The sequence below is a fragment of the Bradyrhizobium sp. C-145 genome (assembly GCF_023375135.1).
Classification (GTDB): domain Bacteria; phylum Pseudomonadota; class Alphaproteobacteria; order Rhizobiales; family Xanthobacteraceae; genus Bradyrhizobium; species Bradyrhizobium zhanjiangense.
The window spans coordinates 404,741-419,675 of sequence record NZ_CP088150.1; the positions used below are offsets into that span (position 1 = coordinate 404,741).

11 protein-coding genes are annotated in these 14,935 nt (G+C 63.7%); 6 read left to right on the forward strand and 5 right to left on the reverse strand.

Annotation, left to right across the window (positions count from 1 at the left end):
- Positions 1-80 precede the first annotated feature (80 nt).
- The 3 genes from LRP30_RS01845 to LRP30_RS01855 all read right to left on the reverse strand — a co-directional run bounded on the left by LRP30_RS01845 (position 81) and on the right by LRP30_RS01855 (position 5,458).
- Complete coding sequence (locus LRP30_RS01845; protein ID WP_249759159.1) at positions 81-2,300, reverse strand: acetate--CoA ligase family protein; 2,220 nt, start codon at positions 2,298-2,300, stop codon at positions 81-83.
- 114 nt (positions 2,301-2,414) lie between these two features.
- Positions 2,415-2,984, reverse strand: coding sequence for a class GN sortase (locus LRP30_RS01850; RefSeq protein WP_249759160.1), 570 nt, complete (start codon positions 2,982-2,984; stop codon positions 2,415-2,417).
- A 212-nt stretch (positions 2,985-3,196) separates the two neighbouring features.
- A complete protein-coding gene (locus LRP30_RS01855; RefSeq protein WP_249759161.1) occupies positions 3,197-5,458 on the reverse strand; it encodes a marine proteobacterial sortase target protein in 2,262 nt (753 codons plus the stop codon).
- Between the two features lie 187 nt (positions 5,459-5,645).
- On the opposite strand from LRP30_RS01855, the gene LRP30_RS01860 reads away from it, so the two are divergent.
- On the forward strand, positions 5,646-6,416 hold the full coding sequence (locus tag LRP30_RS01860) for a helix-turn-helix transcriptional regulator (protein WP_249759162.1): 771 nt from the start codon (positions 5,646-5,648) through the stop codon (positions 6,414-6,416).
- An 82-nt stretch (positions 6,417-6,498) separates the two neighbouring features.
- Here LRP30_RS01860 and LRP30_RS01865 read toward each other — a convergent pair whose 3' ends face one another.
- Together LRP30_RS01865 and LRP30_RS01870 are read right to left on the reverse strand one after the other, a co-directional pair.
- Positions 6,499-7,722, reverse strand: a complete 1,224-nt coding sequence (locus tag LRP30_RS01865) for an ABC transporter substrate-binding protein (RefSeq protein ID WP_128940908.1) — start codon at positions 7,720-7,722, stop codon at positions 6,499-6,501.
- A 76-nt stretch (positions 7,723-7,798) separates the two neighbouring features.
- Positions 7,799-9,349, reverse strand: a complete 1,551-nt coding sequence (locus LRP30_RS01870) for a long-chain fatty acid--CoA ligase (protein WP_249759163.1) — start codon at positions 9,347-9,349, stop codon at positions 7,799-7,801.
- A gap of 265 nt (positions 9,350-9,614) precedes the next feature.
- Here LRP30_RS01870 and LRP30_RS01875 point away from each other — a divergent pair, with 265 nt between their 5' ends.
- The 5 genes from LRP30_RS01875 (at position 9,615) to LRP30_RS01895 (ending at position 14,868) form a co-directional block, all read left to right on the forward strand.
- Positions 9,615-10,751 (forward strand): acyl-CoA dehydrogenase family protein, encoded by a 1,137-nt coding sequence (locus LRP30_RS01875; protein WP_249759164.1) that lies wholly within the window; start codon positions 9,615-9,617, stop codon positions 10,749-10,751.
- 132 nt (positions 10,752-10,883) lie between these two features.
- Positions 10,884-12,050 (forward strand): acyl-CoA dehydrogenase family protein, encoded by a 1,167-nt coding sequence (locus tag LRP30_RS01880; protein WP_249759165.1) that lies wholly within the window; start codon positions 10,884-10,886, stop codon positions 12,048-12,050.
- Positions 12,050-12,706 carry a glutathione S-transferase family protein gene (locus LRP30_RS01885; RefSeq protein WP_128930812.1) on the forward strand — a complete coding sequence of 219 codons (657 nt, stop codon included), beginning with the start codon at positions 12,050-12,052 and terminating at the stop codon, positions 12,704-12,706. Before LRP30_RS01880 ends, LRP30_RS01885 begins: the two co-directional genes overlap by 1 nt.
- 273 nt (positions 12,707-12,979) lie before the next feature.
- The gene (locus LRP30_RS01890; RefSeq protein ID WP_249759166.1) at positions 12,980-13,780 is read left to right on the forward strand and encodes an AraC family transcriptional regulator; all 801 of its coding nucleotides are present in this window, start codon (positions 12,980-12,982) and stop codon (positions 13,778-13,780) included.
- Positions 13,781-14,001: 221 nt separating this feature from the next.
- Complete coding sequence (locus tag LRP30_RS01895) at positions 14,002-14,868, forward strand: 3-keto-5-aminohexanoate cleavage protein (RefSeq protein ID WP_249759167.1); 867 nt, start codon at positions 14,002-14,004, stop codon at positions 14,866-14,868.
- The last annotated feature ends 67 nt before the right edge of the window (positions 14,869-14,935 follow it).

Sequence of the window (14,935 nt, forward strand, 5' to 3'; positions counted from 1 at the left end):
CAGGCGGGTTAACGACTTGTCTGCCGTGGCACGAAGTGCGAAGCGGAAGCATAACCCGCCACTTACGCATTTGCCTCATCTCAATGCCCGGCCGCGCGCTTTGCCGCAGCATTATTCAGGACAATGAGGGCGTCGACGGCCACGCCTGTCCTGGTGTTGATCAGAAACGGGTTGATGTCGATCGAGGCGATCCGGTCGCCGGCATCTGCGATCAGGCTGGAGAGGCCGACGAGCGCCTTCACTGCGGAGGTCTCGTGCAGTGCCGGCTTGCCGCGATAGCCACGCACCTTGATCCCGGCCTTGGTGCGGCCGATCAGCAGCCGCGCCTCGGCCTCATCAAGCGGCGCGCCGGCGAGTGCGACGTCCTTCATCAGCTCGATATCGATGCCGCCGGTGCCGAACAGCACGACCGGTCCCATCTCGGCATCGAGCGAGGCGCCGACCACGAGCTCGAGCTCGGCCTTGACCTGTTGCGCGATCAGGATGCCGTCGAGCCTCGGCTTGCCCTTCAGCTTCGCCACCCGCGCGGTGATGTCGGCGAACGCCTTCTTCACCTCGGCGGCATTGTTGAGGTTCAGCACCACGCCGCCGATGTCGGATTTGTGCAGGATCTCGGCGCTGACGACTTTGGCGACAACCGGGAAACCGATCTGCTTGGCGATCTTCGCGGCTTCCGCCGCCGTCTGCGCAATTGCTTCCTTCGAGATCGGGATGCCGTATGCCTTCAGGAGTTTCTTGGAGGCAACCTCGTCGAGCGCCGCGCCGTTCGCCGATTTCAGCGTCTTCTCCAGCACGGCACGCGCGGCCGGCTTCGAGCGTGAGGCGATGTCCGGCACTTCCTTGCGCAGCTTCGCATAGTCGAGCAGCGACTTGATCGCGGTCACCGCGCGGTCCATGCCCTGCATGACTGCCAGATGCGGCAGCGACTTGCGCAGGGCCTTGGTGAATTCGGTGAAGCCGATCGACATCGCGCTGATATAGATCACGGGCTTTGCGGCCCTGCTCGCCATCTCGTTGACGATGCGCAAATTGCGCTCGCGCAGCTCATGCGGCGCCTTCGGCAGCTCGGCGTCGATAATGACGACGTCGATATCGGAATCGTCGATCATCAGCTTGATCGACTTCATATAGACCGAGGGATCCACCACGGCGGCAAAGCCTGCGTCGAGCGGATTGCCGACGATCGATCCGGGGCCGAGCATCTTTGCCAGCTCCGAGCTGACATGCGGGCTCAGCGGTGCGAAGTTCAGGCCCGCGGCATAGAAAGCGTCGATCAGCATGCCGCGTTTGCCGCCGGAGAGCGTAACTGCGGCGAGCCGGTCGCCTCTGGGGGCCACGGCGTGGACGAAGCACTCTGTGGTCTCGATCAGCTCGTCAAGCCCACCGACCCGAATGACGCCTTCGCGCGTTGCAACGGCGTCGAACATCTCGATCGATCCGGCGAGCGCGCCGGTATGCGCCATCGCCGCAGCGCGGCCGCCCTCGGACGAGCCGAGCTTGAGCGCGATCACGGGCTTGCTCGCGGCGCGCGCCGCCTTGCAGGCATCGCGGAAGGCTTTGGTGTTGCGCACGCCTTCGAGATAGACGACGATCACCTTGATGCTCGGGTCCTCGGCGAAATAGCGCATCAGATCCGGCGTCTCCAGCCCGGCTTCGTTGCCGGTCGTCACCATGTAGCCGACGCCGACGCCCCGATCTTCCAGCGCCTGGCGAATCGCCATCACGATGGCGCCGGATTGTCCGGCAATCGCCACCGCCCCCTGCTCCATGGTGACGACACGGTCGTCGATGTTGGTGAAGAGTTTTTCGCCGGCGCTCAAATTGCCGAGACAGTTCGGCCCCGTGACCGCAAGCCCCGTCTCGCGCACGGCGGCCTGCAATTCGGCGGCGAGCTTCTGGCTCTCCTCATCCTGCAATTCGCTGAAGCCCGAGGTGACGATGGTGGCCGAACGTGCGCCGGCCGCAGCGGCATCGCGGATCACCTGCACCGCAGAGCGTGCCGGCACCAGCACCAGGACGTGATCGGGCCTTTCGGGGAGGCTGGCAAAGTCCTTGTGGCAGGGGACGCCCCAGATGGTGTCGCGCCTGGCGTTGACGGGATAGAGTCCGCCCTCGTAGCCGTACTTGATCAGATTGTTCCAGATGCGCTCGGCATAATTGCCGGGCTTGTCGGTCGCGCCCACCAGCACGATGTTGCGCGGGTGCAGCATGGCATGGATGCCCTTGACCACGTCGCTGGCGTCATGTGACGGAGACCATGGGCGCGGAGAGAGGGATGCAGCAGATACGCGAGCTTCCATGGCGTGACCTCACCTGTTGTTCTTCTTGGTGGCGCGTCACTCTGTTCTATGGCGAGTTCTTCGCAGTAGCAACCACATGGTATGCCGCGTGATGGAATGAGCGATGCATCGCCGTCATTCATCAGCTCCAATCAGGACGCCATGCAGGACATAACGCTCGGGACCGGACGTGACAGCGTCGAACGGCCAGCAGGTCGCGAGCACCAGCTCGAAATCCTCTGTCGCGGGATCGATGCCCGATGCGTCGAAACGGACGACGGCAGAAGAATCCGCGCGATAGCGGAAATGCTTGCCGTCGCGGCGGGTGATTTCGATCACGTCTCCGATGGCAATATTCCGCAAGAAGCGGAAATGCGTATCGCGATGGGCGGCATAGACGGCAACGCCGCGTTCACCGGCATCGACCGTCCGCTCGATATGGCCGGGTCCGAAAGCGAGCGCTTGGCCGCTCGTGCCGTCTAGCACGATCGCGCTGGCGCCGATCCGTTTCACCTCGATCCGCGCGACCGGCCAGGTGTCGGCCCAAGACCATGGCTTGACCAGCTCTCCCGTCGCCACGCTTCGGTCGAATGCACCCTCCAGCAGCACCTGGGCGAGCCAGGCCTTGGCGTGGATATAGGCACCGTCGCCAAACAGGATGAGGCCGATCAGCGCCAGGACCAAGGGAGAGATGAAGCGGGGCATTGTGTTTCATTTCCCGTCATTGCGAGCCACCGAGTCCGCGCGAAGCGCGGCCCGATGACAGGCTCCGCGAAGCAATCCAGACCGTCTTCGGAGCGGTAGTCTGGGTCGCTTCTTCTCCTCGCAATGACCATCCAAAAAAAGGCGCGCGCGGCCGTTGGTATGGGACGGGCAGCCGCGCGCGCTGAAGCAGAGGAGTTCGGGGGGCTCCTCTCTCAAGCGGCGTCAGTGAGCAAAGGCTGACGCCGGTTGAACACGAACAGGATCAGGGCGAGCACGATCAGGATCAGGCCCGCGATCATCTTCAGCTCGGCCGAGGTTGCGGTCTTGGGCAGACGGATCGCATCGGGCGCAGCAGGTGTCGGCCGCCTCGCCGCCGGCTGATTGCGCGCGTCGGCATGGCGCTCATGCAGCTGTGCCGGCAATTGCTGTCGTTCGCCAAACACCTTCTCGAGATCCCAGCCGGCCGGCAGGTTGATCGGCAATTCGCTGAGCTTGAGCGGCTCGCCTTCGGGGCGGCTCGGCGTCTTGTCGACCGCGACCAGGCTGGTCAGCCGCGTGACGATCTGATGGTCGAGCGCCAGCGCCAGGATCGCCTTGTCGGATTCTTCTGGCGTCATCTCGCGCAGGGTGCGCGCAACTTCGGCATCGCCGATCTTGCGCCTGGCCCAGAGTTTCGACAGGCCCTTGCCTTCGGCGGCATTTTGTAGTGGCAGCGTCACCGACCACGGGCGATCGCCGACGCGGCCCTTGATCTCGAGCGAGCCCGCGAGCTTGTCGAGTTTTGCCGCCAGCACCAAGGGCTCGTCACGGTAGACGTCGGGAATGATCGCCGGGGTGACATCGGCCTTGGCCTCCGAGAATTTTGCGCTGAGACCGGTCACGGCCGGATTTTCCAGCTTGGCGAACAGGCCGCGCATGCGCTCCTCCACCTGCTCGACGGAGCCGATATGGGTGAAGGCGCCGCGGCCGAGCTCGGAAGCGCGGGTCATCAGATAGGTGTTGGGCGCGGACCCGATGCCGACCATGAACACGCGCGAGCGCCCGCGCATCGCCGTGATGGTTTCGAACAATTGCTGCTCATTGCCGATCGCGCCGTCGGTCAGGAAGACGACCTGGCGAACCATGCTGGTGTCGCCGAGCGTGTCGGTCAGCGCCGCGCGCATCGCCGGAACCATCTCGGTGCCGCCGCGCGCCTGCAAGGCGCTGACGAAGGAGGTGGCTTCACCGACATGCGCGGCATCCGCCGGCACGGAAGCCGCAAACAGCACGTCCATGGTGTCGTCGAAGCGGATCACGTTGAATCGGTCGTTCGGCTGAAGACGAGAGAGCGCATAAGTCAGGCTGGCCTTGGCCTGAACGATCGACGTGCCGCCCATCGATCCCGAATTGTCGATCACGAACACGACCTCGCGTGGCAGCGGTTTCTGCATCGCCTGCTCGGCGGTCGCCGGGGTGACGAAGGCGAGCAGGTAATCGGCATCGCCGACATGCTCTCGGAACAGGCCGACCGATGGCGCCTTCGCTGCGGCCGGCTTCCAGGTCAACTCGAAATCGCGATCGGCCGGTACGGCGCCCGCGGTGAGCGTGACGACGCGCGTGGTGTTGTCCGGGCTCTCGACCTTGACGTTGTGGTGGTGGCTCTTGACCTCGCCGAGCGCAAAGCCGGACTTCAGGCGCACCGTGATGCTGGTCGGATTGACCGGCGCATTCTTGGCAGGATCCAGCACGGGAGGCGAGATACGGTCACGGTCCGGAACCGGGTCCGAATGAGTCGCGCCCCAACCCGAGCCGTCGTTGCGGAAGTCGACACTCTGCACGATCGGCGCCGGACTGTAGCGCGGTGCCACCACCAGCGGCAGGCGCAGCGAATATTCGTTGCCGGATTGATGCACCGGCTCCTGGTATTCGATCTGCACCAGCACGGTTTCGCCGGGACCGATGTTGGCAACCGAGTTGGTGAAGATGTTCGGCCGCTCCTGCTCGGTGAGCGCGGCCTTCTGCCCGGCGCGGCGCGCCTGTTCGTAGATCACGCGGGCCTGCTGCCGCTCCTCGATGTCGCCGACGATGACGCGGTCGCCGACCACCATCTTCAGCGCATCCACGGCGCCGTTGGTCGCGAGCGGATAGACATAGGTCGCCTCGACCCAGTCCTTGGTCGGGTTGCGGAAGACCTGAGTGACCCGGGCGCGCAGCGTCGGGCCGGACACTGTGACGTCGATGTCGATGCCGAGGCGGATTGCTTCGGTGTAGGCGCCGTCCTGCTTCAGGAGCAGAGTGCCGGACCTGGCATCGCCGGGCTGGAGCAGGCTTGCTTGCTCTGTCGTTGCCGACCAACTCGTCCCGAAGCTGACGAGCAGGGCCACGAAAGCCATCAGCATCACCGCGATGCCCTGCGCGAGAAGAAACAATCCGAGCTTGATCAGCCGGTTCAACATGGGGTGATCGTCGTGGTCGGCTGTGCCGTAGGTGTCCATTTGGCCTGCTCCCGAAGGACGTTTGCTGGCTCTCAGCATCCGCCGGGACGGCCTGATTTCGCGAGCAGAATGATCGGCAATGTTCCGCCGCGACCGGCCCGGGCTCACCGCCGCCGGGGCGGTCATGTGCGGTTTTGTGCTGGTTTGTCCGCCCTGCTAGAATGGCACTTACAAGGCAGGGTCGACGATGCAGACGCAGGATAAATTCACCGACAAGCAGCTTTCGGACGAGCAGAGCCGCGAGATCGCGGAGACAATTCGCGAGGAGCTCGCCAGACGCCGGATCTCCCGCCAGGCGCTGGCCGAGCTGGCCAAGCTCAGCCTGTCGACGTTGGAGAAGGTGCTCGGCGGCCGGCGGCCGTTCACGCTGGCGACGACGGTCCGGCTGGAGCAGGCACTGGGCGTCTCCTTGCGCAAAAGTGCCGTCGTGGTGACGCCGCCGGCCACAAACGATGTCGCGCCCGACAGCCTCGGCTCTTATGCGCATCGTGCGGTGACCTGGCTCGAGGACGTCTACGTCACCCTGCGGCCGTCGTTCGGCGACAAGGACGCGATCTTCGCCTACCGCACCGAGATCATCTGGGAGCCGAAAGTCTCTTCGCTGGTCTTCCGTGAGGGCGATCGCACCGATGCCGCCTATGAACATACCGGCGAGGTCGCCGTTCCCCATCAGTCCGGCTTCATCTACCTCGTCATCATCAAGCACGGCCAGCACCGCGTGATCACGGTGTCGCGGCCGACCGTCGCCGGTGAGATGTACGGCATCATCTCGACGCTCCGCGCCGGCCCTGGCTCGCAGCTCACGCCGATCGCGGCGCCAATCGCCTACGTGCCGCTCAAAAACGTTCCGAAGCCGTCTTTGGGGCGGGTCGGGCCCGATGACGCCAGCCATGCTTTGTATCGAAAGCATCTGCGCCGAACGGTGGAGGAGCCCTTCGCGCTCTTCCTGCCCGGATAGCCGCGCTTTGACCTCGTTCAAGCAAATAAGATAGCGGCCTTTTCAGCCGCTATCTTGCTTGGGCGTGTTCAGCTGATGCGGGCTAGCCGCCCGTTTCCGCGCTGATGATGTCGCCGAACAGTTCCCACTGACCGGCCTTGAAGCGGATCATCTTGAGTTGCTCGATCGGTGCGAAATCGTTGGCGCCGGTGTTGATCTTGATGCCGGGGATCAGCGTATCCGGCGCAAAGTCCTTCAGGCTGGCAGCCTGCTTCATCACGTTCTCCCGCGTCAGCACGTCCCCGCATTGCTTCAGCGCCTGGACCAGGGTCTGTGCGGCGGCGTAGCCGTAGACGAGGTTGGTGTCGGAGATGTTGGCGCCGGGCATGTACTTGTCGATGAAGGCCAAAAACTTCTTCATGCCCTCGTCGTCCTTCCATTGCGGGTCGGACGCGTCCTTCAGATAGGTTGCCGACAGCACGCCTTCCGAAGCATCGAGCCCGGCGGGCTTCATCACCGCGCCGATCGAGATCGACACATCGGTCATCACATGCATCGGTTTCCATTCGAGCTCGGCGATCTTCTTGATCGCCTGCGCCGCGAATTTCGGCGTCGAGATGTTGACGAGGACGTTGGCGCCGGTGCCCTTCAGCTTGACGATGTGGGAATCGATCGACGGCTCGGTGGTCTCGTAGCTCTCCTCCGCGACGATCAGCGAGGACGCCTTGTCGCCAAAAATTTCCTTGATGCCGGCGACGTAGTCTTTGCCGAAATCGTCATTGGCATAGAAGATCGCGACCTTGGCATCGGGCTTTGCCTGCAAGATGTACTTGGCGAAGATCCGCGCCTCGACCCGGTAGCTCGGCTGAAAGCCCATGGTCCAGGGAAAACCCTTGGGGTCGTTCCATTTGCTGGCGCCCGTGGCGAGGAAGAGCTGCGGCACCTTCTTGGCGTTGTGATATTTCTGCACGGCGGTCTGGGTCGGCGTGCCCAGCGCGTTGAACACCAGGAACACCTCATCGCTCTCGATCAGCTTGCGGACCTGCTCGACGGTCTTGGGCGGCGAATAGCCGTCGTCATAGGAGATCCAGTTGATCTTGCGGCCGTTGATGCCGCCCTGGTCGTTGATCATCTTGAAATAGGCCTCCTCGGTCTTGCCGATGATGCCGTAGGCGGAAGCCGGCCCGGAATAGGCCTCGACATTGCCGATCTTGATCTCGGTGTCGCTGGCGCCCGTGTCGTACTTCTTTTGCGCGTAGGCGCCTTGTACTGAGAGAAATGTCAGCGCCGTTGCCGCGGCGAGCAGGGCGAGTTTCTTGTTCTTCATGGCAATTTCCTTGGGGTTTCTTCTGGGTTGGAGCAGGCACTTCGAAAAGAAAAAGCGCCCGCGAGGGGCGCCTCGGTCAGGCATTGGCGACTTTGTTGTCGACTTCGGAAGCCACCGAGAACTCCCTGCGCAAGGTCGGCTTGTGGATCTTGCCGGTGGCGTTGCGCGGCAGCGCATCGACGAAGCGGATTTGGCGCGGGCATTTGAAGCGCGCAAGGTTGGCCACGCAATGCGCAACGACATCGGCCTCGGTCAGCTTTTGGCCCGGCTTGACCGCGACGATGGCAAGGCCCACCTCGCCCCATTGCGGATCGGGAATGCCGATCACGGCAGCTTCCGCGATGGCGTTGAGTTGATGCAGGACGTTCTCAACCTCGGCCGGATAGACGTTCTCGCCGCCGGAAATGTACATGTCCTTCCAACGGTCGACGATGTAGTAAAAACCTTCTTCGTCGACGCGCGTGGCATCGCCCGTATGCAGCCAGCCGTCGGTGAATGAGGTCTTGTTGGCCTCGGGCCTGTTCCAGTAGCCCGGCGTGATGTTCGGCCCCTTGACCCAGAGCTCGCCGAGCTCGCCGACATCGGCATCGCTGCCGTCGGGCCGCACGATGCGCACCTCCGTATGCAGCACCGGCTTGCCGGCGGAGCCAGCCTTGCGCGCAGCGTCCTCGCGGTCGAGCACCAGCACGGCCGGTGAGGTCTCGGTCATGCCATAGCCCTGCTGAAGCGCGACGCCGCGCGCTTCCCAGACTTTCAGCAGCGGCACCGGCATCGGTGCGCCGCCGACACCGCCGACGATCAGCCGGCTGAGATCGGTGGTCGCGAAGGCTGGATGCTGCGCCATGAATTGATAGATCGCGGGCACGCCGAAGAACACGTTGATGCCCTGCGCGGGGTCGTTGATCAGGCCGAGCGCGGTGCCGGGATCGAAGGTGCGCATGATCATCACGGTGCCACCGGCATGCAGCACCGGATTGGTGTAGCAATTGAGGCCGCCGGTGTGGAACAGCGGCAGCACGGTGAGCAGCACCGAGGACGGCCCGATGCAGGCGGGGCCGCCGAGATTGACGCAATTCCAGAACGTCATGCCATGGGTGATGGTCGCGCCCTTGGGATGTCCCGTCGTGCCCGACGTGTACATGATGGTCGAGACGTCATCGAGCGTGACTTCTTCGGCGCGGTCGAGCGGTTTGGCGGCGGCGATGCCGGCCTCATAGGATCCGCCGGGTCCGAGCAGCAGGCTGGTCGCGACCCCGCAAAGCTTCGCCACGCTCAGCGCCGTCTCGGCCAGGTCGGCATCGTGGATCATTACCTTCGGCGCGCAGTCGCCGGTGATGAACTGGAGCTCGGGAACGGTGAGGCGGGTGTTCAGCGGCACGAAGATGGCACCTAACCGCCCGCAGGCGAACTGCACCTCCAGCGTATCGGTGGTGTTCAGCGCCAGCACCGCGACGCGGTCGCCGCGCGAGACGTTGAGCGTATGGTGCAGGAATGAGGCGAGGCGCGAGACGCGGGCATCGAGCTGCGAATAGGTGAAGCGGCGCTCGCTTGCGAGGTCGATGACCGCAACCTTGCCAGGCGTGCGCCGGCCATGATGAGCGATCCAGTCGTAATAACGAACGGCCAAAAATCCCTCCCTCGGCGGTCTTGCGCCGCTGTATTATTTATTGCCATGCACCAGGCCGGCGTGGCCTTGGTGGGCCAGCCGGAGTTTTGTGCACCATCTTTTTGATCCGGAGTTGGCCTGCGAGGAGCGAAAATCGTCTTGCGTTCAGTTGCTGGCCCCGCGGCTTCACGCGAACTGACCCATCCGGCCAGCCACTTGGCGCAAGTGAAACCAACAAAGTTCCGTCCATGGTGGCCGAGACGAATCCGTACGAGGCGAAAGTGCCATGAAGAGCCCGTTCTATACCGCCGAGCACGATGCCTTCCGCGACGTCATGCACCGCTTTGTCGAGAAGGAGATCACGCCCTTCGCTCATGAGTGGGACGAGGCCGGTGAATTCCCGCGCGCGCTCTATCGCAAGGCGGCCGCTATCGGGCTGTTGGGGCTGGGATTCCCCGAGGAATATGGTGGCATCGCCGCCGACCAGTTCATGAAGATCGTGGCGAGCCAGGAGCTCGCACAGGCCGGCGCCGGCGGTGTCAGCGCCAGCCTGATGAGCCACACCATCGGCTCGCCGCCGATCGCCCGGGCGGCCCGCCCCGAGGTGAGGGCACGCGTGCTGCCGCAGGTGCTATCAGGCGAAAAGATTTCCGCCCTCGCGATCACCGAGCCGGGCGGCGGCTCCGATGTCGCGAACCTGCGCACCCGGGCGCGGCGCGACGGCGATCACTACGTCGTGAGCGGCGAGAAGACCTTCATCACCTCTGGCGTGCGAGCCGATTATCTGACCGTTGCGGTGCGTACCGGCGGCGAGGGCGCCGGTGGTGTCAGCCTGCTCCTGATCGAAGGCAACACGCCCGGCCTGTCGCGCACCAAGCTGAAGAAGATGGGCTGGTGGGCCTCCGATACCGCGACGCTACATTTCGACGCGTGCCGCGTGCCCGCCGAGAATCTGATCGGCGAGGAAGGTCAGGGCTTCAAGATCATCATGCAGAACTTCAACAGCGAGCGCATGGGCATGGCCGCGAGCTGCACCGCCTTCGCCCGCGTCTGTCTCGATGAGGCGATCGCCTACGCCAAGGAGCGCAAGACGTTCGGCAAGCCGCTGGCCCAGCATCAGGTGATCCGCCACAAGATCGTCGACATGGCGCAGAAGGTCGCGGCTTCGCAAGCGATGCTGGAGATGCTGGCCTGGCGGCTGGAGCAGGGCGAAAGCCCGGTCGCCGAAATCTGCATGATGAAAAACCAGGCGACGCAGACCATGGCGTTCTGCGCCTCGGAAGCCGTGCAAATCTTCGGCGGCGCCGGCTTCATGCGCGGCATCAAGGCCGAGCGCATCTACCGCGAGGTCAAGGTCAACGCCATCGGCGGCGGCACCGAGGAGATCATGAAGGATCTGGCCTCGAGGCAGATGGGGTTGTGAAAGTCTCCTCCGTCATGCCCGGGCTTGTCCCGGGCATCCACGTTCTTGCCGCCGGGTGACGAAGGCGTGGATGGCTGGGACAAGCCCGGGCATGACGAGCACATCAGAGATACCGAGAGCTGAGCTGACAAAATGCTTTTCACCGCCGACCACGACGACATCCGCCGGTCCTTACAAAAATTCATCGCCAATGAGATCAATCCTCATGTCGATGAATGGGAGAAGGCCGACATCTTCCCGGCGCACGAGCTGTTCAAGAAGATGGGCAGCCTCGGCTTCCTCGGCCTGAACAAGCCCGTGGAGTTCGGCGGCTCCGGCCTCGATTATTCCTATGCGCTGATGATGGCAGAGGAGCTCGGCGCCATCACCTGCGGCGGCGTTCCGATGGCGATCGGCGTGCAGACCGACATGGCGACGCCGGCGCTGGCGCGGTTCGGCTCGGACGAAGTGCGGCGCGAGTTTCTGGCGCCGTCGATCGCCGGCGACTATGTCGCCTGCATCGGCGTCTCCGAACCCGGCGCGGGCTCTGACGTCGCCTCGATCAAGACCAATGCGCGTTCCGACGGCGACGATTACGTCATCAATGGCGGCAAGATGTGGATCACCAACGGCACCCAGGCCGACTGGATCTGCCTGCTCGCCAACACGGGCGAGGGGCCCGTCCACCGCAACAAGTCACTGATCTGCGTGCCCATGAAGAGCAAGGGTGTCACCGTCGCGCGCAAACTCGACAAGATGGGCATGCGTTCGTCCGACACGGCACAGATCTTCTTCGACAATGTCCGCGTGCCCAAGCGCAACCGGATCGGCGAGGAGGGCAAAGGCTTTACCTACCAGATGATCCAGTTCCAGGAGGAGCGGCTCTGGGGCGCGGCCGCCTGCCTGAAGGCGCATGAATACATCATCGATCAGACCATCGAATACACCCGCAACCGAAAGGCATTCGGGAAGTCAATCCTCGACAATCAGGTCGTGCACTTCAAGCTCGCGGAGATGCAGACCGAGGTCGAGCTCTTGCGCGCGCTGATCTATCGGGCCGCGGAGCAGCTGGTCGCCGGCGAGGACGTGACGCGGCTTGCGACCATGGCCAAGCTGAAGGCCGGGCGACTCGGCCGTGAGCTCACCGACACCTGCTTGCAATATTGGGGTGGAATGGGCTTTACCAACGAAACGCCGGTCAGCCGCGCCTATCGCGACAGCCGCCTGACCTCGATCGGCGGCGGCGCCGACGAGGTCATGCTGATGGTCCTGTGCAAGATGATGGGCACGCTGCCCGGCAGCGCCAAAGGAAACGCTTGATGATCACGCTCTACCACTGCGACGCCGCGCGCTCATTCCGTCCGCTCTGGATGCTGGAGGAGATGGGGCTGCCGTACGAATTGAAGATGCTGCCGTTCCCGCCGCGGGTGTTCGCCAAGGATTATCTCGGGATCAATCCGCTCGGCACCATCCCCTTTTTGATCGATGGCGAGACGCGGATGACGGAGTCCTCCGGCATCTGCCACTATCTCGGCATCAAATATGGTCCGACCCCGCTGATGGTGGGACCTGAGGATCCTGCCTATGGCGCGTTCCTGAACTGGATGTATTTCAGCGACGCCACGCTAACCTTCCCACAGACGCTGGTGCTCAGATACACCCAGCTCGAGCCGGAGGAGCGCCGCAATCCGCAGGTCGCCGGCGACTATGCGAAATGGTTCTTGGGACGCTTGCGCGCCGTCGAGGCAGCCACCGCAAATGCCGAAACCTTGTGCGCCGGCCGCTTCACAGCCGCTGACATTGTCATCGGTTATGCGCTCCGCCTCGCCGACAACATTGGGCTGGCCAAGGATTTTGGGCCAAATGTCGCAGCATATTGGGCGCGCTTGCAGCAGCGCGACGGCTTCAAGCGCGCAGTTGCTGCGGAGCAAAAGGCCGGGATCGAGCAGAAAGTCGCTCCAAGGGTGCGGGCGTAGTTGTCGTCCCGGCGAAGGCCGGGACCCATACTCCCCGAAACATGTTTTGCGAAGATTGGTCGCTCGGGATTGATATCGCCCACATCGATAGACTTCCCGATATGGGTCCCGGCCTCCGCCGGGACGACGAAGAGTTCCGGGTTTTTCTTTGCCCTTCCGTAGCGCCTGTCTTTTGCGCCTCATGACAGCGCTATCCCACCGTGACAGCGCCCAAATTTCCGCTAAGGTGACCTCCGTCCGCAGTGGCCAGAGAGCCGCGCGAGGAGGATCCCCATGGAAGACAAAGGTCGCGAATCCGACCATTTGATGCTGATCACGCCGGAGCGGGTGTTCTATGCCGGCCTGCTCGGCCGCCCCCGCAAACGGACCCCCGGCTGCTGCCACGTCTATGTGGCGGTGAAGGGCAATCTGCATCTGACGATCGACGAGGTCCTCGCCACCGGCGAGTTGTTCGTCACCCTGCCGAACCAGCGGCATTCCATCGCCAGCGACTATCGCACTGCAATCAGCGTGACACTCGAACCCGAGAGCATGCCGGACGGCGTGCTGGAGGCCTTGGCCCAGCGGCTGACCGGACCGGACAGTGCCGTCTATGCCCGCAAGATCCTCGCCGCCTACGCGCTGCTGCGTCAGCGCCGCTATGGCGACATCACCACCGCCGAGTTCGACGAGATGTGTTTTGGCGAGGCGCTGCCGCGCCGCGTGCTCGACCCGCGGGTGACGCGCGCGGTCGCCCGCATCGAACGCTTCTCCGGCGAGCCGGTCACGGCCGATACCTGTGCGGCCGAAGCAGGATTGTCCGCCTCGCGCTTCCTGCATTTGTTCAAGGAGGAGACCGGCATTTCCTTCCGCTCCTTCCGTGCCTGGAAGCGCGCGCGGCATTTGCTGCACTTCGCTAACCAGGACCTCAACCTCGCCCATCTTGCGCAGGACATCGGCTATCCCGATTCCACTCATTTCAGCCACTCGATCCGCCGCTTCTACGGCCTGAAGCCGCGCGCCATCTTCGTCGGCTCGCGCGATCTTGCGATCTATCGCAGCACCGAGACAGTACGGCTCGCGGAGGCTTCGTAGGGTGGGTTAGCGCCGCTCTCGTAGGGTGGGCAAGCGAAGCGTGCCCACCATCGTCACCAAACATCGAGATGTGGTGGGCACGGCGCAAAGCGCCTTTGCCCACCCTACGATAGCTCGTCCTTAGCTAGCTTCTCCGCGCAAGAAGCCGCATGCCGCCCATCACATGATCGCAAGTGTTGAATTCCCAACATGCGAGACATCCAAGTCATGAGCGTCAAGGCATGAGCGACAAGGCCGTCATCACCTGCGCGCTGAACGGCGTGCTCACCGATCCGAAGCAGCACAACGTGCCTGTGACGCCCGAAGAGATGGCGCGCGAGGCCAAGGCTGCGTTCGATGCCGGCGCGTCCATCATGCACATCCATCTGCGCCAGCAGGCGCCGAACAAGGGGCATCTGCCGTCCTGGGAGGTCAGCGTCAGCAAGGAGATCCAGCAGGCGATCCGCGAGGCCTGTCCGGGCGTCATCATCAACCACACCTCGGGCGTGTCAGGGCCGAACTACTCAGGCGCGCTCGACTGCATCCGTGAGACGAAGCCGGAGATCGCGGCCTGCAATGCCGGCTCGCTGAACTATCTGAAGGTCAAGGCCGACAACACCTGGGCCTGGCCGCCGATGATGTTCGACAACGCGGTCGAGAAGGTGAAGGACTATCTCGACGTCATGAACGCGGTCGGCACCATCCCCGAGTTCGAATGCTTCGACGTCGGCATCGTCCGCTGCGTCGGCATGTATCACCAGGTCGGCATGTACAAGGGCCCGCTCGAATATAACTTCGTGATGGGCGTCGCCTCGGGCATGCCTGCTGATCCCGAGCTGCTGCCGATCCTGATCAAGCTGAAGCGGCCCGAAGCGCATTTTCAGGTCACCGCGATCGGCCGCGAAGAGATCTGGCCGCTGCACCAGCGCTGCGCCGAGCTCGGCGGTCATCTGCGCACCGGCCTCGAAGACACCTTCTATCTTGCCGACGGCAAGAAGGTGACGTCGAACGGCCAGCTGATCGAAGCCGTCGCCGCCTGCGCCCGCCGCGCCGGCCGCGAGATCGCAAGCCCCGCCGAGGCGCGGAAGATCTTTGGGACGAATCGCTGAACGTAGCCCCAGCCGTCATTGCGAGCGAAGCGAAGCAATCCAGAGTGCATCCGCGGAAACAGACTGG

Bases quoted from the DNA above. Each gene is read 5' to 3' on its own strand.
- LRP30_RS01845 (WP_249759159.1), bottom strand. From the start codon at position 2,300: ATGGAAGCTCGCGTATCTGCTGCATCCCTCTCTCCGCGCCCATGGTCT.
- LRP30_RS01850 (WP_249759160.1), bottom strand. From the start codon at position 2,984: ATGCCCCGCTTCATCTCTCCCTTGGTCCTGGCGCTGATCGGCCTCATC.
- LRP30_RS01855 (WP_249759161.1), bottom strand. From the start codon at position 5,458: ATGGACACCTACGGCACAGCCGACCACGACGATCACCCCATGTTGAAC.
- LRP30_RS01860 (WP_249759162.1), top strand. From the start codon at position 5,646: ATGCAGACGCAGGATAAATTCACCGACAAGCAGCTTTCGGACGAGCAG.
- LRP30_RS01865 (WP_128940908.1), bottom strand. From the start codon at position 7,722: ATGAAGAACAAGAAACTCGCCCTGCTCGCCGCGGCAACGGCGCTGACA.
- LRP30_RS01875 (WP_249759164.1), top strand. From the start codon at position 9,615: ATGAAGAGCCCGTTCTATACCGCCGAGCACGATGCCTTCCGCGACGTC.
- LRP30_RS01880 (WP_249759165.1), top strand. From the start codon at position 10,884: ATGCTTTTCACCGCCGACCACGACGACATCCGCCGGTCCTTACAAAAA.
- LRP30_RS01885 (WP_128930812.1), top strand. From the start codon at position 12,050: ATGATCACGCTCTACCACTGCGACGCCGCGCGCTCATTCCGTCCGCTC.
- LRP30_RS01890 (WP_249759166.1), top strand. From the start codon at position 12,980: ATGGAAGACAAAGGTCGCGAATCCGACCATTTGATGCTGATCACGCCG.
- LRP30_RS01895 (WP_249759167.1), top strand. From the start codon at position 14,002: ATGAGCGACAAGGCCGTCATCACCTGCGCGCTGAACGGCGTGCTCACC.